The sequence below is a fragment of the Undibacterium sp. 5I2 genome (assembly GCF_035019605.1).
Lineage (GTDB): Bacteria > Pseudomonadota > Gammaproteobacteria > Burkholderiales > Burkholderiaceae_D > Undibacterium.
Genome location: NZ_JASJVS010000009.1, coordinates 1 through 22,763, shown reverse-complemented (window position 1 = coordinate 22,763; position 22,763 = coordinate 1). Strand labels below are relative to the sequence as shown.

At 53.1% G+C, this 22,763-nt stretch carries 22 protein-coding genes and 1 pseudogene; 3 read left to right on the top strand and 20 right to left on the bottom strand.

Going from position 1 to position 22,763, the window contains the following annotated elements; translation table 11 throughout:
- Nucleotides 1-47: 47 nt before the first annotated feature.
- The 8 genes from QN359_RS05230 to QN359_RS05195 form a co-directional block, all read right to left on the bottom strand.
- Nucleotides 48-500 carry a hemerythrin domain-containing protein gene (locus QN359_RS05230; protein ID WP_322247812.1) on the bottom strand — a complete coding sequence of 151 codons (453 nt, stop codon included), beginning with the start codon at nt 498-500 and terminating at the stop codon, nt 48-50.
- Between the two features lie 26 nt (nt 501-526).
- Nucleotides 527-1,267: a peptidylprolyl isomerase gene (locus QN359_RS05225; protein WP_322247811.1), complete on the bottom strand. Its 741-nt coding sequence runs from the start codon at nt 1,265-1,267 to the stop codon at nt 527-529.
- Between the two features lie 29 nt (nt 1,268-1,296).
- Nucleotides 1,297-1,980: a respiratory nitrate reductase subunit gamma gene (gene narI, locus QN359_RS05220; protein ID WP_322247810.1), complete on the bottom strand. Its 684-nt coding sequence runs from the start codon at nt 1,978-1,980 to the stop codon at nt 1,297-1,299.
- A gap of 14 nt (nt 1,981-1,994) precedes the next feature.
- A complete protein-coding gene (gene narJ / locus QN359_RS05215; protein ID WP_322247809.1) occupies nt 1,995-2,651 on the bottom strand; it encodes a nitrate reductase molybdenum cofactor assembly chaperone in 657 nt (218 codons plus the stop codon).
- 19 nt (nt 2,652-2,670) lie between these two features.
- Nucleotides 2,671-4,224: a nitrate reductase subunit beta gene (gene narH / locus QN359_RS05210; RefSeq protein ID WP_322247808.1), complete on the bottom strand. Its 1,554-nt coding sequence runs from the start codon at nt 4,222-4,224 to the stop codon at nt 2,671-2,673.
- On the bottom strand, nt 4,221-7,961 hold the full coding sequence (locus QN359_RS05205) for a nitrate reductase subunit alpha (RefSeq protein WP_322247807.1): 3,741 nt from the start codon (nt 7,959-7,961) through the stop codon (nt 4,221-4,223). The genes narH and QN359_RS05205 overlap by 4 nt, the downstream gene beginning before the upstream one ends.
- Nucleotides 7,962-8,175: 214 nt before the next feature.
- The gene (locus QN359_RS05200) at nt 8,176-9,561 is read right to left on the bottom strand and encodes a NarK family nitrate/nitrite MFS transporter (protein ID WP_322247806.1); all 1,386 of its coding nucleotides are present in this window, start codon (nt 9,559-9,561) and stop codon (nt 8,176-8,178) included.
- On the bottom strand, nt 9,562-10,794 hold the full coding sequence (locus tag QN359_RS05195) for a nitrate/nitrite transporter (RefSeq protein ID WP_322247805.1): 1,233 nt from the start codon (nt 10,792-10,794) through the stop codon (nt 9,562-9,564).
- 257 nt (nt 10,795-11,051) lie between these two features.
- On the opposite strand from QN359_RS05195, the pseudogene QN359_RS20065 reads away from it, so the two are divergent.
- Both QN359_RS20065 and QN359_RS05180 read left to right on the top strand, forming a co-directional pair.
- A pseudogene (locus QN359_RS20065) lies at nt 11,052-11,329 on the top strand (type II toxin-antitoxin system RelE/ParE family toxin).
- Nucleotides 11,330-11,340: 11 nt separating this feature from the next.
- The gene (locus QN359_RS05180; RefSeq protein ID WP_322247802.1) at nt 11,341-11,640 is read left to right on the top strand and encodes a HigA family addiction module antitoxin; all 300 of its coding nucleotides are present in this window, start codon (nt 11,341-11,343) and stop codon (nt 11,638-11,640) included.
- Between the two features lie 354 nt (nt 11,641-11,994).
- Here the strand turns inward: QN359_RS05180 and QN359_RS05175 are convergent, their stop codons facing one another.
- The 6 genes from QN359_RS05175 to QN359_RS05150 form a co-directional block, all read right to left on the bottom strand.
- Nucleotides 11,995-13,281, bottom strand: coding sequence for a hypothetical protein (locus QN359_RS05175; RefSeq protein ID WP_322247801.1), 1,287 nt, complete (start codon nt 13,279-13,281; stop codon nt 11,995-11,997).
- On the bottom strand, nt 13,278-14,051 hold the full coding sequence (locus QN359_RS05170; protein ID WP_322247800.1) for an outer membrane lipoprotein-sorting protein: 774 nt from the start codon (nt 14,049-14,051) through the stop codon (nt 13,278-13,280). Before QN359_RS05170 ends, QN359_RS05175 begins: the two co-directional genes overlap by 4 nt.
- Before the next feature lie 32 nt (nt 14,052-14,083).
- Complete coding sequence (locus QN359_RS05165; RefSeq protein WP_322247799.1) at nt 14,084-15,481, bottom strand: ABC transporter permease; 1,398 nt, start codon at nt 15,479-15,481, stop codon at nt 14,084-14,086.
- Nucleotides 15,478-16,179 (bottom strand): ABC transporter ATP-binding protein, encoded by a 702-nt coding sequence (locus tag QN359_RS05160; RefSeq protein ID WP_322247798.1) that lies wholly within the window; start codon nt 16,177-16,179, stop codon nt 15,478-15,480. The genes QN359_RS05165 and QN359_RS05160 overlap by 4 nt, the downstream gene beginning before the upstream one ends.
- A 158-nt stretch (nt 16,180-16,337) precedes the next feature.
- Entirely contained in the window at nt 16,338-17,213 is an 876-nt protein-coding gene (locus QN359_RS05155; RefSeq protein ID WP_322247797.1) for an alpha/beta fold hydrolase, read from the bottom strand.
- A 40-nt stretch (nt 17,214-17,253) separates the two neighbouring features.
- Nucleotides 17,254-17,421: a hypothetical protein gene (locus QN359_RS05150; protein WP_322247796.1), complete on the bottom strand. Its 168-nt coding sequence runs from the start codon at nt 17,419-17,421 to the stop codon at nt 17,254-17,256.
- Between the two features lie 67 nt (nt 17,422-17,488).
- Here QN359_RS05150 and QN359_RS05145 point away from each other — a divergent pair, with 67 nt between their 5' ends.
- Nucleotides 17,489-18,214 (top strand): hypothetical protein, encoded by a 726-nt coding sequence (locus QN359_RS05145; RefSeq protein WP_322247795.1) that lies wholly within the window; start codon nt 17,489-17,491, stop codon nt 18,212-18,214.
- A gap of 189 nt (nt 18,215-18,403) precedes the next feature.
- Here QN359_RS05145 and QN359_RS05140 read toward each other — a convergent pair whose 3' ends face one another.
- From QN359_RS05140 to QN359_RS05115, 6 genes are all read right to left on the bottom strand, one after another.
- Nucleotides 18,404-19,195: a hypothetical protein gene (locus QN359_RS05140; protein ID WP_322247794.1), complete on the bottom strand. Its 792-nt coding sequence runs from the start codon at nt 19,193-19,195 to the stop codon at nt 18,404-18,406.
- 28 nt (nt 19,196-19,223) lie between these two features.
- Entirely contained in the window at nt 19,224-19,523 is a 300-nt protein-coding gene (locus tag QN359_RS05135) for a hypothetical protein (protein WP_322247793.1), read from the bottom strand.
- Nucleotides 19,523-19,819, bottom strand: a complete 297-nt coding sequence (locus tag QN359_RS05130) for a hypothetical protein (protein WP_323493198.1) — start codon at nt 19,817-19,819, stop codon at nt 19,523-19,525. Before QN359_RS05130 ends, QN359_RS05135 begins: the two co-directional genes overlap by 1 nt.
- Nucleotides 19,816-20,079 carry a hypothetical protein gene (locus tag QN359_RS05125; protein WP_323493197.1) on the bottom strand — a complete coding sequence of 88 codons (264 nt, stop codon included), beginning with the start codon at nt 20,077-20,079 and terminating at the stop codon, nt 19,816-19,818. Before QN359_RS05125 ends, QN359_RS05130 begins: the two co-directional genes overlap by 4 nt.
- Nucleotides 20,079-22,160, bottom strand: a complete 2,082-nt coding sequence (locus tag QN359_RS05120) for a hypothetical protein (protein WP_322247791.1) — start codon at nt 22,158-22,160, stop codon at nt 20,079-20,081. Before QN359_RS05120 ends, QN359_RS05125 begins: the two co-directional genes overlap by 1 nt.
- Before the next feature lie 265 nt (nt 22,161-22,425).
- Nucleotides 22,426-22,763 (bottom strand): hypothetical protein (locus tag QN359_RS05115; protein ID WP_323493558.1); only part of this gene is annotated, 338 nt, incomplete at its 5' end.

Below are 22,763 nucleotides of genomic sequence, written 5' to 3'. Positions count from 1 at the left end.
TCGCCGCCAGACTAGGTCGTACTAGTTCTTTCGGCGGAGGCCGGTGCCTATCCGCAGGAACAGGCCCCGCAACAGCCACTGCCCATGCCGAGCACGCCACTCAGATCGTTGATGCGCGCAGCACACATCGGATACAACACAGTTTCTTCTTTCAGGCTGTGTTGTTCCAAGACCGTTCCCAAACGCGCCAGCAGAGCCTGCGCATTGCCAGCGCTGACTTGTGCCAACTGTGCATGGATTTCCCCACACAAGGCCAGCATATCGACATGCTCGGTCCGCATCACCATGGTCGGCCCACTCAGATTGCCGGTAGCCTGTTCAAAAGCTGGAAACAAGCGCTCTTCTTCAAGGCGAATATGGGCCCTGAGCTCCGAGTCAAACTGGCTGAAATGTTGCGCCGCCACGGCCGGCTCCGCCCGATTCAAAGCGGCGTGACACTGCGCCAAGCAATTGTCGGCACTGTGATGTTGACGGATCAATTCTTTAATGGCTACAGACATGATATTTCCTTCTTCAAATTTGAGATTCACTGCAGCAGCGGACTATCCGCGCTACCCAGATCGATGCCGGAAATACTGGCGCGACCGACCGCAAGGTGCAAATACTGGCGCACCGCCCTATCGTAAGCAGCTTGATGCAAGGCGCTGGCAATTTGATGCTGCACGCTTGCAAACGGCAGCAACTGCCCCGGCACGACCCGACCGATGGCGATGATATGCAAGCCAAAGCGGGTTTCCACCAAACGCCCGATCACCGCCCCGACCGCAGCGGAAAATACCGCGCTTTCAAATTCCGGCACACAGGCACCACGTGCTATCTGGCCCAGATTGCCGGCCACGGCAGCCGAGGGACAATTCGAATTCGCTGCTGCCGCCGCCGCAAAGCTGCTGGTACCGTTCAGCACAGCGGCCAACACAGTTTCGGCATGCGCACGCAAAGCCGCCAGATCGACGGCCGGCGTGACTTGAAATAAAATATGACTGACTTCGGCTAACTGACCCACCGTAAACCGCTGCGGATACGCTTGGTATTGACGCCGACAATCGCTCTCATCTGGGCTTGGCAGCGGCACTTGCTGCGCCAACAGCGCTTCGATCACGCCCTCTTCATCGGCTGCCTGCAAACCGAGCGCTGCCGCTTCATCGAGCAATACTCGCCGCAGCACCAACGCCGTCATGGCCGCCGACACATCGGACTGATCACTGGCGGCCAAGGCCGCCGCCATGTCGGCGTCATTGAGTTCGACACCATTAACAATAACCGGCATTGTGTTTACTCCCGAGTAAATGACAGCGCTCAGCGCGGCCGTACCAATTGCCAAGCGCGCGTAACATAGCCGAGCGCCGCAAAGCCGCTCCAGACATGCACCAGGCGGGTGAAAGGAAAAATCACGAACAAACTCATGCCCATGAATAAATGTAGCTTGAATAACAAAGGCGCATCGACGATGAAGTCAGCCGCATCCGCACGCAAGGTAAAGATATGCTGCGCCCAATTCATCAACAACACCATCATGTGGCCGTCGCGGTGATTGGCCGATTCAAAAATCGTCGATAAACCAAGCGCCAGCGTAATGAAAATCCATCCCAGCAAGAGCTTATCGCGACCCTTCGTCTGCGCGGCGACACGCGCATTCATCAAACGCCGCTGCAGCAAAATCAACAAACCGAGCATACCGAGGCTACCGAATACACCGCCAGCCAGCATCGCCACCATTTGTTTCAGGCTATGGCTGATACCGAGCGTGTCCCAAACGATGACTGGTGTCAGCAGCCCGACCAAGTGACCGAAGAACAGGCCCAACACGCCGACGTGAAACAACAAATTCCCCAGCCGCAGTTGACCGGCATACAGCAATTGCGAAGAATCACTCTTCCAGGTGTATTGTTCGCGCTCGAAACGCAGCAAACTGCCGAGTAAGAAAATCGCCAGCGCGATATAAGGATAAATCCCGTAAAGGAATTGATGTAGATAATTCATGCTCGCCACCCCTTTCAATGACACGACCCCGACATCGCTGTCGGTGGCCGCTGCGGATAAAAATTCACAGTCTGTGGGCCACCAGGCCGTAACAGCGGTTCGACGCCATCAGCACCGGGGCCGAAAGTTTCCATAGCATCATCCATATCGCGTACCGGCGGCTCCCCCTGTTCTTGGGGCACCACATCGGTGAAGCTAGTCAGCAGTAGAAACAGGTTGGCGTAAGGGTTTTCACGCCGCTGCAGTCGCACGCCGATAGCGGCCAACACATGGATTGCTTCACCTAGTAGTTTGACGGCGGCCACACTATCGACCAGACTTAAAAATTCTAAAAACAGCGGCACGAAGTCGGGCAATTCGCTCACCTCCGGCTCGAAACCATGACGTCGGTATTCATCGATCAAATCCACCATGGCTTGGCCGCGGTCGCGACTTTCACCGTGGATATGTTCAAACAAATGCAAGGCCAGCGAAGGCGTGCGATCGAAGTTCGCCACATAATTTTCTTGCAGCGTGATCAGGCCGGTGTGGGCCAGATAATCAAGTAAGGGGGCCAAGGCGGCGGCGCTGTCCGGGGTGGCCGCCAAGGCCAGCTCGATTTCCGGCAGCGCGGCGAGCAACTCGGCCTGCGGATAACTGAGCAAGGCCGATAAAATGCGATAAATAGTCATATTCTTATTCCTCGTAAACTCAGTCTGTGGTGGCGCTTTTTTTACGCGATTTCGGCATCGATACAAAAATCGCGCTGCCTTGCGGTTTTTTACCGAACAAAGAAGTTTCCGAAATACCGTCAGAACAGCCATTACCGAAGGTAAAGCCGCAACTGCCCTTCTCGTTGAAACTATCTTCCACCATTTCTTTGTGCGAAGAAGGAATCACGAAACGGTCTTCGTAATTGGCGATGGCTAAGGTTTGGTACATATCTTCCACTTGTGCCGCCGTCAAACCAACCTGCTCCAACACCGCCGTATCGGCCACATGGTGCACGGTTTCGGCACGTTTATAGGCGCGCATGGCCAGCATGCGTTCCAAGGCTGCCAGCACCGGTGCTTCTTTACCGGCAGTGAGCAAATTAGCCAGATAGCGGATAGGAATGCGCAGTGATTTGACATCGGGAATAATGCCGTTCATCCCCATGTGGCCAGCTTCGGCCGCCTTTTGAATTGGCGACAGCGGCGGCACATACCACACCATCGGCAGCGTGCGGTATTCCGGATGCAGCGGAAACGCAATCTTCCATTCCATCGCCATTTTATATACCGGCGATTTCTGTGCCGAGATGATCCAACTCTCAGGAATGCCATGCTTGCGCGCTTCGGCAATCACGGCCGGATCATGCGGATCGAGGAAGCAATCGAGCTGCGCCTGATACAAATCCTGCTCGTCCGGCACCGCTGCGGCGGCGGCGATTTTATCAGCGTCATACAACAGCACGCCGAGATAACGAATCCGACCAACACAAGTTTCCGAACATACGGTCGGTTGACCAGCTTCGATGCGCGGATAACAAAAGGTACATTTCTCGGCCTTACCCGAGCTCCAGTTATAGTAAATTTTCTTGTACGGACAGCCGGAAATACACATGCGCCAACCGCGGCATTTATCCTGATCCACCAACACGATGCCATCATCCTCACGCTTGTATATCGAACCCGATGGGCACGACGCCACGCAAGCAGGATTGAGGCAGTGCTCGCACAGCCGCGGCAAATACATCATGAAAGTCGATTCGAAGGTGCTGTACATTTCTTTTTGCAAGCCTTCGAACAGCGCATCCTTACTGCGGGCGCTGAATTCACCACCGAGATCGTCCTCCCAATTCGGGCCCCAAACAATCTTATCCATCTTCTTACCGGTGATGACAGAAATCGGCCGTGCCGTTGGCGGCGTTTGCATCAGCGGCGCGTTTTGCAAGTGTTCGTAATCAAACGTAAATGGCTCATAATAATCATCGATCGCCGGCAAATTCGGATTGGCGAACAAATTCGCCAGGATCCGTAACTTACCGCCCTGCTTGGGAGTCAACTGGCCATCGGCCGAACGCTGCCAACCGCCCTTCCACTTCTGTTGGTTTTCCCATTCTTTCGGATAACCGATGCCGGGCTTGGTTTCGACGTTATTGAACCAAGCGTACTCGACGCCATCGCGACTGGTCCAGACATTTTTGCATGTGACGGAACAGGTATGGCAACCTATGCATTTATCGAGATTGAGCACCATGCCCACTTGTGCACGAATTTTCATGTTGCAGCTCCCTGTCCGGTTTTCTCATCGAGACGGCCATCGAGCCAGTCTACTTTTTTCATTTTGCGTAACACCACGAATTCATCGCGGTTACTGCCAACCGTGCCGTAATAATTGAAACCGTAAGCCAACTGGGCATAGCCGCCTATCATATGGGTAGGTTTCAGCACCGCCCGCGTGACCGAGTTATGAATTCCGCCGCGCTGCCCACTGAGTTCAGCACCGGGAGTATTAATGATCTTTTCCTGCGCGTGATACATCAGACACATGCCTTTCGGAACCCGCTGACTGACCACCACGCGTGCCGTCAAGGTCCCGTTGCTATTGAACACCTCAACCCAATCGTTATCTACCAGCCCGGCTTCTTGCGCCTCGATTTCCGACACCCACACATGCGGCCCGCCGCGACTGAGCGTGAGCATGCGCAGATTGTCTGAATAGGTAGAATGAATCCCCCATTTCTGATGCGGCGTGATGAAATTGAGAACGATTTCTTTCTCACCATTCGGTGAACGATTGAGCATCGGTGCTACCGTCTTGGTATCGATGGCCGGCTTATAGACGCACAAACCTTCACCGAAATCGAGCATCCAACGATGGTCTTGATAAAATTGCTGACGCCCGGTCAGCGTGCGCCAAGGAATATATTCATGCACATTGGTATAGCCGGCGCTGTAACTGACTTCTTCCGATTCCAAACCAGACCAGGTCGGTGCCGAAATAATCTTGCGCGGTTGTGCCTGCACATCGCGAAAGCGGATTTTGTCGTGCTCGCGTCCGCGCGCCAAATGCGTATGATCGCGGCCAGTAATCTTGCCCAGTGCTTCCCAAGCCTTGACCGAAACATGGCCATTGGTTTCGGGTGCGAAGGTCAAGATCATTTCACAGGCATCAATCGCCGTATCAAGCCGCGGACGGCCTTGGCTGACGCCAGCTTCAGTGACAATTTTCGTGATACCGGCGATTTCCTGCACTTCATGCTCGGTATTCCAGTTGATACCCTTGCCGCCATTGCCCAACTTATCGAGCAAAGGCCCGATCGAGGTGAACTTCTTAAAAATATCTTTGTAATTGCGTTCCACCACGATGAAATTCGGTGCCGTCTTACCCGGTATCAAGTCGCATTCGCCCTTTTTCCAATCTTGCGGCTCGAACGCTTGCCCCAATTCGCCCGGCGTATCATGCATCAGCGGTTGCAGCACCACATCCTGACGCGTACCGAGATACTCGCCGCCGATTTCCGTGAACTTGGCAGCGATGCCCTTGTAAATTTCCCAATCGGTACGACTCTCCCACAAGGGTTGCACTGCCTCGCTGAGCGGATGAATGAACGGATGCATATCGGAAGTATTGAGATCATCTTTCTCGTACCAAGTCGCGGTCGGCAAGACGATATCGCCGTACAGACAAGTCGTGCTCATGCGGAAATCGAGCACCACCAATAAATCGAGCTTGCCTTCGGCCGCTTCGGCACGGAACTTGACTTCCGACGGTTTCACCGCATCCTCGGGGTCATCAAACAAAGCATTCTGCGTGCCAAGCAAATACTTGAGAAAATATTCATGCCCCTTGCCGGAACTGCCGAGTATATTCGAGCGCCAAACAAACATATTGCGCGGAAAATTCTTCGGATTATCGGGATCGTCGCAACTCATATTGACACTGCCGTTTTTCAAACTCTGCTTCAAATACTCAGGCGTCGTCATGCCGGCTGCCGCGGCCGCATCACAAACATCGAGCGGATTGGTTTCGAGTTGCGGTGCCGATGGCAACCAACCGAGCCGTTCCGACTTGGCATTCATATCGATCATGCTCATCTGGCCGATCTTGGCCGTATCGGCGGTCGGTGCCAGAATTTCACCGAGTGCCAACTTTTCATGCCGCCATTGGCTGGTATGCGCATAGAAAAAGCTGGTACCGTTCATTTGCCGCGCCGGCCGCATCCAATCACTGGCAAACGCCAACGGTGCCCAACCGAATTGCGGACGCAATTTTTCCTGCCCAACATAATGCGCCCACCCGCCGCCGGATTTGCCGATGCAGCCGCAGAGCATCAGCATATTGATGATGCCGCGGTAAATCATATCGTTGTGGTACCAATGATTGAGCGCTGCGCCGACGATGACCATGCTCTTGCCTTCGGTATCGTGGGCATTCCGGGCAAATTCGCGCGCCACCTGGATCACCAGTTCGCGCTTCACACCGGTATGCTTTTCCTGCCACGCCGGCGTGTACGGAATATCCTCATCGTAACTATGCGCGACCGCCCCACCCAAGCCCTGATCGACCGCATAGTTCGCCATCGTCAAGTCATATACGGTGGCGACATACACCGTACGGCCATCGGCCAAGCTCACCGCACGCGCAGCCACATTGCGCAGCACGATATCATTGGCATCAGCACCGCCAAAATAATTAAAAGCCACGCTGAGCACGGCATCATGTTGCTGACACAAACTGAGCAAGGGATCGATGCTGCGGCCGCTGCCGCCATCCTTGGCTTCCAAATTCCAACGACCGAGCTTGGCACCGTCATCGAACTTGCCTTCGCCCCAACGGTAGCCGATAGAACCGTTCGGCGACACAATCGCACCGCTGATCTCATCAATGGCCAGGGTTTTCCAGTCGGCATTATTCGCTTCGTGCAAGGCATTGGGCATTTGCGAGGCACGCAGCATTTGATCCGGCACATAGCTGCCATTGCGTTCTACCAGTACGACCAGCATCGGCAAATCGGTGTACTGTTTAACGTAGCTGCGGAAATACGGTGAGGGATTGTGCAGATGGAATTCCTTCAAAATCACATGCCCCATCGCCATCGCCAAGGCCGCATCGGTACCCTGCTTCGGTGCCAGCCAGATATCGCCGAATTTCACCATCTCACCGTAATCGGACGATACCGCCACGGTCTTGGTACCTTTGTAGCGCACTTCCGTATAAAAATGCGCATCCGGCGTGCGCGTTTGCGGCACATTCGAGCCCCATACCATCAAATACGTCGAGTTATACCAATCGGCCGATTCCGGCACATCGGTTTGTTCACCCCACACTTGCGGGCTGGCCGGCGGCAAATCGCAATACCAATCATAAAACGACAGACAAACGCCACCGATTAAACTCAGATAGCGCGAACCGGCTGCATACGACACCATAGACATGGCCGGAATCGGCGAAAAACCGACTACCCGATCCGGACCGAATTTTTTTATCGTAAACGCATTCGAGGCGGCGATGATTTCCTGCGCCGTATCCCAATCGGCCCGTACAAAGCCGCCGAGGCCGCGCACCGATTTATAGCGCGCCGCTTTTTCCGGATTTTGGCTGATCGCTTCCCAAGCCGCGATCGGTGCCATGGTTTTGCGCGCTTCCTGCCACAGTTCCATCAAACGACCGCGTATCATCGGATACTTGACCCGCTGTGCCGAATACACATACCAACTGTACGAGGCGCCACGCGGACAACCGCGCGGTTCATGGTTAGGCAAATCAGGACGGGTGCGCGGGTAATCGGTTTGCTGGGTTTCCCAGGTAATCAAACCATTCTTGACATACACCTTCCATGAGCAAGAACCGGTGCAATTAACGCCATGCGTAGAGCGAACGATCTTGTCATGCTGCCAGCGGCTGCGGTAAGCGTTTTCCCACTGTCTGTCTTCCTCCACCACGGCACCATGGCCATCGGCGAAGGTGCTTTTCACCCGCGACATAAACTTCAATCTATCGAGAAAATGACTCATCTTACACTCCGTATCAGGCGGGCGGCAGCCCCGCAGGTTGGTTTTCGGGCCGCGCCTCTGGCAATCAAGCCGGCCCGATGCAAAAAACATTTGCCTATAGTCAGTAGCACCAGTGTAAGCAGCGCCGCCCCATCCGACCATTCTTCAGAGCGCCAGTGCACTGGCCGCATTGGCACTAGGATGGCTAGTTCAAAAGAACTAGGCGCCTGAGCGATCAACACGGCATGGCTGCACCACGGCGCGAATAATTCCACCAAGTGATGAGCATGCAACTGATATAAAAACCGATGAACAGGTATAAGGCGGCATCGGGGCCCCCGGTCAATTTGATCGAGGTGCCGAAACTTTGTGGAATAAAGAAGCCGCCATAGGCCCCGAGTGCACCGGAAAAACCGAGCACCGCGGCCGCTTCCCGCGCCGCATCCAAACGTGCCTGTTTCAGCGCCGCCGCGCCGCCGCCCGCCGCGGCACGTTCGCGTTCAGTTTGAAAAATCAGCGGTATCATGCAAAATGTGGAACCGTTACCCAAGCCGGTGAGCACAAACATGACAATGAAAGAAATCAGAAACGACATGAATTGATGGGCATGCAAAGCCGGTAAAATTCCGAGCAAAATGGTGCCAGACATGGCGGCAAAAACCCAAAACGTCAAGCGTGCGCCACCGATTTTATCGGCGATCATGCCACCGAATGGACGCGCCAAGGCACCGGCCAAGGGACCGAGAAAAGCAAAGCGCGCCACTTCCACTTCAGGGAACTGGGCCTTGATCAGCATCGCAAACCCGGCCGAAAAACCGATGAAAGAACCGAAGGTGCCGATGTACAGCCAACACATCAACCAATTATGTTTACGCTTGAAAATCACTGCTTGATCGGCAAAGCTTGCCTTAGCCGAAGCGATATCGTTCATACCGAACCAGGCTGCCAGCGTGGCAGCGATGATGAATGGCACCCAAATGAAGCCGGCATTACCGAGCCAAAACAATTGATCTGCGCCGGTTTTCGCGTTATGAAACACGTGTGCATCACCACTGATGGCGGCACCGAACAGCGCCGAAGAAATCACCAAAGGCGTAACGAACTGCACTACGGAAACGCCAAGATTACCGACACCGGCATTCATGCCCGTGGCATAACCTTTGCGCGCTTTGGGAAAGAAAAAACTGATATTGGCCATGCTGGAACTGAAGTTACCCCCACCCAAACCGCACAGCAGCGCCAGAATTAACAAGGTCGAATAACTGGTACTACTGTCTTGCAAGGCAAACCCCATACCTAGCGCCGGAATTAACAAACTGGCAGTGGAAATCGCCGTCCATTTACGACCACCGAACAGCGGCACCAGAAACGAATAAAAAATGCGCAGGGTCGCACCCGACAAAGCCGGCAAGGCCGTCAGAAAGAACAACTGATCTTTACTGAAATGAAAGCCAGCCTTATCCAAATTGGCCGCTACCACACTCCACAACATCCAGACCGCAAACGCCAGCATCAAACTGGGAATCGAAATCCACAAATTACGCGTGGCAATCGCACTCCCTTCGCGCTGCCAAAACTCGGCGTCTTCCGGCTCCCAGCGATTCAAAATATGGCTCATCATTCACTCCTTCGGTAATTTATTGGCTTCGTTACGAAACTGAAAATGCATCGCCACCAGCGAAACGCACACCGCTCCATACAACATCATGAAACAGGAACTGCGCACGCCAGACAGATCGAGCAACGCGCCGAACAATATCGGCAAAATGAAGCCGCCCAAGCCGCCGGCCAAACCGACCACTCCCGACACCGCGCCGATATTGCCGCTGTATTCATCGGAAATAAATTTGAATACCGAGGCCTTGCCGACCGCCATGGCAATCCCGACCACGAACAGAATAACGGTGAACCACAGCGGGCTAAGACCAAGATGAAAACTGCGCAAACCAGTGACGGTAGCGATGGAAAAATCGGTCTGCGGATAGGACAACAGAAAAAACGCCACCCAACACACCCACATCACCGCCCAGGTCACCTTATACGCACCGTATTTGTCGGCTAACCAACCGCCGAAGGCGCGCAAAACTCCGCCCGGCAAAGAAAAGCAGGCCGCCAACAAGGCCGCGCTGCGAATATCGAAACCATATTCGCTGACATAATATTTGACCATCCACAGGCTCAAACCGACATAGCCACCGAACACCACCGAGTAATACTGACAATAACGCCAAACCTTGGGATCTTTGAGCATGCCCAATTGCGCGCGCCAGCTTTGCTTCGATTCGACTTGATGGTGCGGATCGGTGGCCGAACCCAGCCAAAAGATCAAAGCAGCCGCCAACATCAAACCGGCATACACTTTCGGCACCAGAGTCCAACCGGCAGCAGCGATCAGTACCGGCGCGATGAATTTATTGACGGCGGCACCGGAATTGCCGGCACCGAAAATCCCCATGGCCAAACCCTGACGCTCTTTTTTAAACCAGCGTGCCACATACGGGGTACCAACTGAAAACGAACCACCGGCCAAACCGATCAGCAATCCCAAGACCAAGAAATGCCAATACGCGCTGGCGTAACTGATCAAATAAATCGGCAACACGGTAGTGAGCATCAAAATGAACAAGACGATGCGGCCACCGTAACGGTCGGTCCAGATTCCCAGCGGCACGCGGATCAAGGAACCGGTCAACACCGGCATGGCGGTGAGCAAACCGAATTCGGTTTCATTCAGATGCAAAGCCGCCTTGATCGGAATACCGATCACGCCGAACATCATCCAGATAGTGAAACAAACGGTAAAAGCAAGGGTGCTGGAGGCCAGCACGGAAACCGCTTGGCGTTCGCTCTTCATGATCAACTCCTGAAAACTGATTTAACTGGCTCAGCTTAGGGAAGTCGTGCAGATTTGGGAATTCGTCCGATGGTGGTAACAGCGACGGCAAACGGAAGTGTTGATAGGTCAAAAGGACTAGTCTGGAATGAGAAAAATCAATGCATGGATTTCAAAAATGGTTCACATTACGTGAACCCAACTACAAGCAGTTCGACGAGCAATGACATCATTATTATTATTGAATTGTATCGCGTAACGTTATAAGATACAGAAAAATGATCCTTAATTTTGCACATAAAGGACTGGAAAAGTTCTTTTTAACTGGCAGTAAAGTAGGAATTCAAGCCAGTCACGCAGCCAAATTGGCGCGTCAATTGGCGCTATTAAACGTAGCTCAAGCGCCACAAGAAATGGATATCCCAGGTTGGCGCTTACATCAATGACTGGCAATTTACGGGCTCATTGGTCGGTATCAGTCAATGGACATTGGCGTTTGACATTTTGTTTCAACGGTAAAGATGCTGACATTGTCAATTACCAAGATTATCATTAGGAACAATTTTTATGGCTAAAATGTTTAAGCCACCCCATCCCGGTCAGACATTGCGCGACGATGTATTGCCCGAATTGGGTTTGACAGTGACCGATGCGGCCACCCAGTTGGGTGTATCACGTGTCGCCTTATCCAGAATGATCAATGGTCGTTCTGCGATCAGCGCAGATATGGCAATACGCCTGGCGCAATGGCTGGGTGGCAGTGCCGAAGTATGGCTACGTCTACAAATGCAATATGACTTATGGAATGCCGAAAAGAAAACGCGCTCGATAGTCAAGCCGGTAAACCGTGAGATTTCAACAAGTTAATGGATCGTCGCAAGCGACGATGGAACAGACCCTGTAAGGGGTTTGTCTCCACCCAGCCGCCCAATTCGTCATTGCCGCGCAGGCGGCAATCCAGTGGCGCGTACGCGCCTTTTATATCTGTGCCGCTCAGGCGCAGCAAGACGTGTTCATTTCACAGAAAAAAAGTGTCCTTGATCGACGTTCCCACCCTGAAGGCACTGTCGTGCCACTGGATTCCCGCCTACGCAAGGAATGACGAAGCGAGCGCACGGGGGAATGACATGTTTGCCAGTTGAAGTAATGATACCGACTGAAAACCTTTTTGCGACAGCCTCTGAAGCCCGGGGTTTCAAACCCTGATCAGATTTTTGATGATTAAAAATAATACCGCGCCAACACTGCCCAATTCTGGCTCTGCAGCGCCGCACCGTAATTACTGAGTGCGCGGCCACTGTTGCGCTGCCATTGCAAAGCAAATTCCACTTGCTTCAAATGATAACGCGCCTCCAACCATTGCAAGCGGCTGGCATCGGCCATGTCGTAACGCTGCATGGCCGAGATATCAAGATGATTGATCAGCGCATCCTGCCAACTGGCATACACAAATACGGCGCGCTTGGTCGGCGCTTCCTGCACGGTTTGCAAATAGCCACGATAGGCTGCGTACACGCCGAGCGGCGCATGGGCCGCTGCATTCCACTGCGCATCGTCGAGCGCGGCACCGTTGTAATCGAATTCCGCCGTCAACGAGATTTTATTCGTCGTGGTGTAAGTCGCCCCGCTGGCGAGCCGGTTACGCCAGCGCGTATCGTCGGCCACGTTGCGGCCCTGAGCCAGCAGCGCTTGCGCCATCGATGAGCGTGCTTGCCCGCCCGACCACTCGACAAACAGTACCGTCGCATCGTCGACCAAGCTGGTCAGATTCAAGCCCAGCTGCACGGCTTGACCGGCATTTTTATACAATAACAGCTGCGGCTGCCAACCCTCGGTAATGGTCTGACTGACACTGAGCAGCCAGCGATTTTCGGCATTGGTGGCACCGACATCAGGATTGAATTGCGCCGCATTCGGACTGCGGCTGAGGCCAGGTGAAAACACCAGGCTGCTCGAACCGCCGCTCCACAATTTTTGCGCGCGCAGCATGACACTGCCCTGACGATTTTCTTTCAAACTGGCCGGGTCCGACGACACGACCGAACGCAGCGAGGCGGTTTTAAAATAATCATTCGGGTTATACCCGAGTGCCACGCCATTGCGGACATTGATGCGGCCGACATCGAACAAGCGGTCACTCTGCGCTTGCCAACTCACATACGCTTCTTTGATGGTATTGATGGCGGGCTGCTGCGCAATCAAAGATGGCCAATTAACGTCCAGACGATCAGACAACACCGCGCGCCAGCCCGGCGCAAAGTTACCATCATATTGCAGCGCGAATGACAGCCTTTGGTTCGATGTCGTGCTGCCATCGCTGCGTCGCGTCGCCGCGCCGCCGGCTGCTTCGGCAAACCAGCGCACATTACTGGCCTGCTCGACCGGCGCGAGCATTTGATCGGCCAGCAGCAAGGCGTCGAGATCAGGATCTTGCTGGGCCATGGCAGCACCGCTCAAGCACAGCAGCGCTATGCCACTACGCCGCAGCAGTGTGAGCGCGCGGCTCATTCCGGCTTGAAGCGCGGCAGATAATCGCGCTGCAACCATAACTCCGGCACCTCACGCTTGACCAAGTTCGAATACCGCATCACCGTCACCCAAGTCGGATCGAGGCCATCGATGATCACCGTTTCAGTCGGTCGGTCGATGCCCAACTGTTTTTCGTAGCGTCGGTAATAGGCACTCTTAAGCAGCTTACCACTGTCGGTGTAAAACCGTGCCTTGACCGGATGATTATTGGCGCGCTCTATCCACATCTCGATATGATGGTAGGTGGCGTCCGCTGTCGCAGCATTGAGCATGAGACGGTAAGACTGCTTGGTCTGGCGATCGCCATCTTGCGTGTCCTCGTCGACGGCACTGACGGCCTGATAATCTTTGGCCAAATTCACCGTCACCACATCGCCATTGGACGCCTGACCGAGCAAGCGCTGCTGCGGCGACATGCGGATGCTGGCTTTGCTGCCTGGATCGTAGAACCATAAATCCTTACCGCTGAAAAGTATCAATTTATTGGCGTCGCGCGCCGGTGCCACATAGCGTATCAGGCTGCGAAATTGACCGCTCTTGTCATCGGCCTTGGAGTAAATGCTCAGCGTACTGGTATCGGTTTGTTTGCCATTGCGGTACTCGACCAGGGTATTGGTCAAACCGAAAGGATAATCGGGATTGCGCACCACATCACTGGCCGCCAGAATCGCTTGCGGCTCCAGCGCCAGCGCCAGCGAACACAGTGAGAAAGCCAGCGCAAACACGCCGAAATGGGTTTTGACAGACATGCGATTTCCTTATGAAAAATACAGTATTTTCTTTAAACGTGGCGCAATGCATCGACAATCAACATTTTGGAGGCGCGGTTAGCCGGCCACCAAGCTGAAATCACGGTCACCGATACCAAACCGATCACACTGCCGGCCAACAAGGCCGGATCTTGCCAGACACGCACCATGATCAAATAGGCATACGAATAGCCGGGCGGCGTCCACGACAAACCGCTGTGATTGATCAGATAGGCGATGCCCAGCGCGCATAACAAGCCAAGCGCCGCACCGAACAAGCCGAGCAAAATACCTTCAAATAAAAACAAGCGACGCAAACCCGAACGGCGCAAACCGAGCGCGCGTAAGGTGCCGATTTCAACCGTGCGCTCCACCACCGCCGTGCTCATGGTGTTCCCGATGGTAAACAAAACGATCACGGCAATTAAGGTAGCAATGAAGCCGAAAATCGAATTCATGAATTGCGCAGTCTGCCCATACATGGGATTAAGCACTTTGAAATCGAGAATTTCCAAGGGTTGATCATGAAACTGCTGATCCAATAAAGTCTGCAGACGCGCTCTGGCCCGCTCCAGTTGCGCCGTGTGTTGCAATTGAATTTGAATCGCCGTCACCTGCGGCGCGGTTGAACCGTAAATCAAACGCTGCGCTTGCGCCAGGTGCATGGCCAGATACACGTCGTCGAGTGCTTTGATACCGATGTTTTTCGCTGCGACCACGTTAAGGCTGGCGACATTGGGTGCGCCATGTGCGGTAGCGGCCAGCATTTCTATGCGCGTGCCGCTTTCGACTGCAACATCGCCCTGAGCCAGTGCCGACAAGGCAGCGATATCGGCCGGCGCATCTGCCGCGCCAGTGCTGACGGCAGCAGTCGAGCCAGCGGCTTGCACACAATTGGGTACCTTCAGCGCTTGGCACAATTTGAGCTTACGCGCCACCCCTTCCCCGATCACCACCGCATCGGCGCTGCTGCCATCGAGCGGTAAAGGCTTGGCGTAACTGGTCATTTGATAGTCATTCCACAGCGTCATGCGATTCCGCTCTGCCACCACGACACCAACCGCCATCACCGAGCGTGACACACCGGCGGCAAAATTGCCAGCCAAACCGCCCAGTTGCAAGGTCGGCGTAACCGTCGTCAGCATCGGTGCGAGCACGGCATCATGACGTAGTACCTCGATGATTTTCTGATATTCGGCAATCCCATACGCAGTAGGATTATCACCGCCATCGAGAAAATAATTTTGATGCTGAATTTGTAAATGACCGCTGGCTTGAATGAAACCGGTTTCCATACCATAGGTGATATTCGAGCGATAACCACCGAACAGCAAAATCGCCGATAACCCTATCACCATCGCCAACAAGGTGGTTAAGGAACGGCGGCGATTCCGCAGCAAGTTACGCAGGGCAAGCGAAAAAGTACTCATGCAACAGCCTCCTCAGTTTTACGTTCGATGCCAATGATGCGACCATCGCGGATAAAAACGGTGTCATCGGCTTCCGCCTGCACCAAAGGATCATGCGAAGAAAACACAAAGGCCACCTGATGCTCGCGCTGCATCTTGCGCATCAAGGTGATGATGGCCGCGCCGGTTTGGCTATCGAGATTAGCCGTCGGCTCATCGGCCAGCACCAGTTTCGGTTCGATCGCCAAGGCGCGCGCAATCGCCACGCGCTGCCGCTGCCCGCCCGACAATTGACCGGGGCGGTTCTGCGCCCGATCCGACAAGCCGACCGCATCGAGCAAACTGCGCACCCGCTCGCGCCGCCGCGCCGCCGGCACTTGGGCCAGAATCAGCGGGTATTCAACGTTTTCATAAGCGCTCAAGACCGGCAGCAAATTAAAATTCTGAAAAATGAAGCCAAGATGGCGCGCACGAAAATCCGACAAGGCATTGTCCGACATGGTATGCACCGCCTGACCAGCGACGACGACTTCACCACTGTCGGCACGGTCTATGCAACCGATCAGATTGAGTAAGGTGGTCTTGCCACTGCCGGAAGGCCCGGAAATGACGGTAAAACAATTCGGGCGAATTTGTAAATCAATATCACTGAGCGCCGGCACATCGACGGCGTCGAGATGATAAATCCGATTAACCTGCCGCAATTCGACTGGGTACATACTCGCTCCAAAAAATGTAAAACTGCCACGCAGCAGTCAAATTGACCGACGACCATCAGAGCTTGATCATAAACTCACCCCTTACGTCAGGGTCAAGCAAATCGCAAAAATACAGAGATACATCGCGCTTTGATGTTTTTTGTTAACCACAAAGCGGCTTACTCACCGCGCACGGCCGCCGCCAACAAAGGCCACACCGCCTGGTGCGAACTGCGGAACCAATCGATATGACCCAAGGCAGCCAGGCCGAACTGGGCTGGCTCGACACAGACAGCCTGCTTATTCGCATTTGGGAAGGTACGCAGTAAGTCAGCAACCGTAACGGCATTAGCGATATCATCATCTTGCGCATAAAAAGCCGTCACCGGCATCCGTATCTGCGCATGAAAATCCTGCTCCGGCTTGCCCACTACCGCATTACTGGCATAACCACCGGCAGCACACCACTGCCCCCACTGACGCCCCACCGCACGCGGCAAATTCTCGCCCAGCCCGAGCCAAGCCGCCGGCGCATAGCCAAGTACGGCGCTGGCAAGCGGCATCACCACGCGCAAACCGAAACGGGCTTGGCGCGCGAAGGCTGCCCGCATACCGGAAAACCAACCACTGGAAATCGCTACCCCAACCACGCGTGCAAGCTGCGCATGATTCGACATCAATCCCATCATTTGTCCGCCGGCGCTGTGCCCGACCAAGACTGCCTGGGCACTGCCACTGCGTTCGATTAAAAATGTCAACGCGGCGACTTGGTCTTGCTGACCCCACTGCGTCAAACTGGCACGGCTGTTTTTCAGCGGCCCCGACAAAGACAATCCAATGCCACGGTAATCGAACACCAACACTGCATGCCCCTGATTCGCCAACCAAGCGGCAAAGCGCAGGTAAAAATGTTGTTTCACACCGGTAGCCGGACAAATCAACACTGGCAAACCCTTGTCCACCCCGCCGGCGCTAAAAAAATGGCCCGCCAAGGCGACCCCATCTTGGCAAAAAAATTCGACACGTTGTGGCTTAAGGCTGGCAGCAGAGCTCATCGTTGGCTAAATTATTTTAAAAGAGACACATCATAGCGTGTCACCAGCGCTTGCGCTGATTCGCAAAAAAAGCAGCACCATCAAGCCGTTGATTCGTCATTTTCGCGCAGGCGGAAATGACGAATTGAGCGACTGGGTGGATACGTAATTGACTTGACTTGCGGGTAACAATCAACATGTCGTTGGCGGAAACAGCCGCCTCATGCACAGGAACTTCTGCCGATTATCTACATCCAACCTGCGCTTCAAATTTTCCCCGATTTAAACTTCATTCCATGAAAACTACTCATTCTTATATCTTTGCCGGTTTGGCACTATTATTATCTGCTTGTGGTGGCAGCAGCAGCAGCGCCACTGACGCCGCAACCACCGAAACAGCCGCAACTGCCACAGCGACTGGAGTGGAATTTCCTTTTCTCAAAGCTTATACAGCAATGGTAAAAAATGGAATCAACACGACATTCGCGCTCAATTTAATTGGAGAAAACGAATGCGCCGGCAAGGGCAGTTATGTTCTCACGCCGGCCACGGCAGGCAGCGTATTTTATATTTCACCGGGAAACCCGGTTGACGCACTACGTTCAATTCAAACATTCAGGTTCGACTTTACCAGCGGTCCCTGCATTGATCAGGGTCATTCGAACAGCCAATATTATTCTGCAGCCAATGGAGTTCCTTTGGGTGTCAATTATGAAATTGGCGAATATCGAGTATTTTCAGCACAGCATATTCCTCAGACCGTACGTATCGGCGATAGCGGGCCCTTTTTCAATACAGACAGCCACGACAGCACTACGCTGCAATACACGTCTCAAATGAGCGCGGCTAGCTATGCCGTCACGGCAGGAAGTACCCCGAACACCGCCATATTTACGATCACACACAAAAACCACTTCTATGATGATGTGGAAGTGTATTCACTGACATCTGATGGCGCAATAAAGCCAGTGTCATTTTTCTGGGGTGGGATAGTGAGCTCCTTGATGATGAAATTTGATTGAAATACTAGCTTGAAAAAAAGTCCTGCCAAAATTCATTTCTTTGGCAGGACTTTTTTCAACTGCTGTCGGCTTCAGAAATGCCTTCCTGCTTCGACATGCTGACAATGGAAGGGGAATCCGTTCGTTTGGTATGCGAGACATGTATTAATCCTGCCGCCGTGATGGTTAGAAAATGCCGAAATCGGCAACTTACCAACTATCCTGACACAGAGGGGGTCGCAACAACTGCTCAATAGCGCTAGCCCCAAATCCGACTATGGTTGCAGTTCCTGCCATTCCATACTGAGTCAGCGCACCCGCTTGCAAAACTGCGTTCGGTTGCGACGCCAGATAGGCACCATATGCCGTTGCATAAGCACTAAATTGACCTGCCTGATTAGAAACACTAGCCGCAAAATCCGCTGTTCCACTTTTCATCGTATCGATTTCAGTCTGGCTCAGCGGTCTGTTAGGCAGTACTCCTGCAGCACATTCTGCCGTCGCACAGTTGGCTATTGGCATCGGTAACGGTATCGCTGTATTGCTGTAAGACGGAGCGATATAGGTTGCACCATACGTGATTGAGCTTGGTATTTCACCGTGCGTCGTATTATTCACAATATAAGTGCGCAACGCGGTATCTTCCGTTGAAATTTGTTGCATAAATATTGGCTGCCCGTCTGACGTTGTTCCGGCTTTTAGCCACGTGCCATCGCCAAGATTGGTACCAATAATGACATCAGGCGTTCCAGCTTCGGTGACACCATTTATTTTCATCGACATCCCGCGCATCTGATCTTCAATCTGTGCTTGTGTATATTTGCCGTTGCTTTGTTTTGCCAGATGTTTGGCTAGGATTTTTTCTTCTGAATGCAACTGCCGATTATTCGCATCCACCACCAAGCCCATGCCCGCACCTGATACGCCACCTGCCGCGCCACCTGCCGCGCCACCGATACCTGCCGCAGCCCCGGTCGCAATCGCTTGCGCCGCCATGTCCATGGAGGAAATTACTCCTGATCGGCACATGTTATTTTCCTGTTTTAAGTTTTTGATACCAATCTTGAGATTCCCAATCTTCTAATACAGATATGAAATTAGACTCCGCAGAATAAACGTCCTTATGGCGCTCATAAAACTCAGGCTCTTTTCCAAGTGCCATATGGTGCTCATATCCTTGAGGTGGAACAACCCGGCCCTTTTCTATTTTTATGAACAGTGGCATTAACCAGCCCAATAACCTTTCTGCATCGTCATCAACCTTGGCATATCGTTCCAGTAGTTCACGCAGTACTCGCGCCTTCTCTTGCAGATTTTTTACCTTGTCCATTAGCCGCCTCCTGCGCTACGCAACGTGAAGGGATTGACCGGCGCGGGGGGTGTCCACTGCGTGCGATTCGGCACAATGACTTGCTGTGCAGTCCCCGGCATCGTTACCTTACCTTGCGTTGTATTCGCTACGCTCGACACGAATACCGTCGGTGTTGTGCCAGACTTGGGCGTGATCGCATAGAAATCCACGTCGTTTTTAAGTATGTTGGCCGCTTGCGTTGCTGGTAGACCGAGCACTTTCCCTGCCTGCTCTGGCGTCCTTAATGCAACCGCCTGTGCTTGTTGGGGACTCATCTAATTTTTTCAAGCACATCTGCAAAATCAGCAGCAGCACCGCACAAGTCCGGATAAGCTGGCAGATTATTTTCTCCTCTGAAAAATATCCAACCATAGGGGAATTTCATCGGCTCATTGATTTGACCAGCTTCAGCCTCATCAAGAAGAGACTTAATCCATTCATAAGCCTCTTTTACGTCTGAATCTGAAATGGCATATTTTTCAAGTAAAGTACGCAACACCCGAGCCTTTGCTTGAAGATCTCTCTCTTTCTTCATCACGATCCTCCTGTTGCAGATAGTAATTTGAACGGATTCACGGGCACAGGCACTGTCCATTGTGTACGGTTCGGCACAATTATCTGTTGCGCCCCACCGGGCATGGAGACTGCTCCTTGCGACGTATTGGCTACACTAGACACAAAAACATTTGGTGTAACGCCCGGTTTAGGCGTAATAGCATAAAAATCCACACCATTTCTAAGCATGTTAGCCGCCTGTGCCGCTGGTAATCCAAGCACCTTGCCAGCTTGATCTGGCGTCATGGTGGCAACGGCTTGCGCTTGCTGAGGACTCAGCCAATATCCGCTGTTAGATGACACGCCATCGCCCTTTGGTACAACTTTGACTAACGTGCTGCCTGAAGTGGCAATCCCGGCTTGTGGTAAGAATGTCCCTGACTCAAGATATTCTTTAGCGAATCTTTCTACTGCATTTGAAGGGAGATTAGGGTTGCCGGCCTGAATTTCCTTGATGAGAGCCTGTGCTTGCGGTGCCTGCATAATCTCAGGAGTCACTTTAATCCCATTGGGATTAAACTCCTTATAACTCGCCTGCGCCAACGTATTAGCTTGCGTCAACTTGATACCAGCCTGATTCGCCAGTACCACAGTGCCAACCGTCGCTCCAAGATTAACAGCACCATACATCGATGCCGCAGCCTGTGGACTCAATCCCAAACTTTGCAATGCTTGCTCGCCATAGGTTGGCGTTGCATTGCCGCTGACCAGTTGCTGAAACCCGGCATGCGAATAATCCAGGCTGGTACCTGCAACCGTCGCGCCAAGACCGCAACCAACGACAGTTGCACATCCTGCCGTCAATGCACTTGCCGCAGCCGCAGATCCCATGACGCCTTGCACTGCACCGACCGTTCGATTTGGAATTTGATAACGATCGACGGTATCAACGAATGGGTCTAAACGTTCGTAAGAGAACAGGCCGGTAATTTTCAACTGACTCTGTTCAGCCGTGTATTGTTGCCCACGTTGTTCGGATGCGGCCAGTGCCGTTTTATAGGGATCACTATCTGGAACTCCTGCGGAACAATGTACCATCGCACATGCTGCGTCGGTAAGCCGTTGTCGCTCTTCTTGGGTTTTACCTTGCTGAAGTTGTTTGAGTTTTGCAGTTTCATCAGGATGCAACTGCCGATTATTCGCATCGACCACCAAGCCCATTCCCGCACCAGCCATACCTCCACCTGCCGCGCCACCGATACCGGCCGCAGCCCCGGTCGCAATCGCTTGCGCCGCCATGTTCGCCAGACCAAGTGAGAGACCGGCTCCGGTGAGTTGTTCAGCCATACTGCTCTGAACCTGCTCAAGCATGGGTGCCGCCAGTGCCGCCGCGCCGGCACCAAGTGCGCCACCAATTCCGCCGCTTAATGCACCGGTGACGAGGTGTAGCTTCGCGCGATTAACACCGCCTTCGTTCCACTTATCGGCTTCGCTTTGTAGCTCGGCGCGTTTGATCGGATCGTTTTCGTTTTTCGCTTGTTCGCGCAAAGCAGTTTGCTGGCTCTCTGCATAACTCGCCACGGCCTGCGGTGCTTGCTGGCTGGCCGCCGCTGTGATCTGCGTTTGCGCGTTGATAGTCTGCTGCACTTGCTGGGCATTGAATATCGCTGCAATGCCGGTTTGCGCGGCATCGCTGGTGATGCTGGTGTTTCCAGCTATGCCGGAAATCCCGCTCTGGCTGACGCTCTGCGCATTTCCCCCAGCCAGACCCAAGCCTGCAGCCGTACCTTGGTTCCCCGCCGGCAGCGTACCGACGCCACCGCTGGCACTCATGCTGTGTGCGCTAAATGCTGCTTGGTTTTGCATATCGTTTATCACCAAACCATTGGCGCTGTTAAAACTGTTCAGCCCTTGTTCAAGCGCTTGCGCGGTACTGGCAATCACGGCACCCGTGAGTTCGGTTTTACCGCCGACCTGAACAGTAAACCCACCGTCACCGGCTAACATGCCGGATTGTTGTCCAACGCTGGCATACTGGCTGTCGATCTTGCTGTTACTGAGGTGGCCGCTGACGCTGCCGGCGCCGGCACCAATAGGGATGGCGATGCCGGCTATGTACATATGGATGCCACGGCAGATGCCAATATAACAATTAGCAATACTGTACGCGCAAATTGATTTGTTCCATTTTCATAACTATATGGACCGACCCCAGGCATATCCTTATTGTATTTAAATGCAAGCACCGCCCAAATAAGCCAAATTTCTCCTATGAAAATAACCCACAAATTCGTATACTTATCGTCGAGCAATCGCTGCACAAACCGAATACAACCTAAAATCAAAACAAGGTAGCAAATTATTAAAATCATTTTTTGAAATTTCACTATCTCCCTCCTGAATTATCTGGCACCTTGGTTTCTTTAGCCCGATCTATAAAAGCTTGCCAACCACCACTTAAATCGACTACTGCAGTTATTCTATTTGACACAGCTTCTGACAATCCATAAACAGCTTTCAGATATTTTGTTGCTGATGCTGCTAAAATTTCTTTTGTTAAAGCAGATCCGAACTCATCGTTTAATATCCCATCTGCTAAGCTTGATAAAGTTCCAACCGTTCCAGCAACAACTCCCGCCACTCCAACCGGATTCGCAATCGTCACCAACGTCGACGCCGTCCCTATATCATTAAGAACCTTCTTATCGAGCGCTTTAACATACG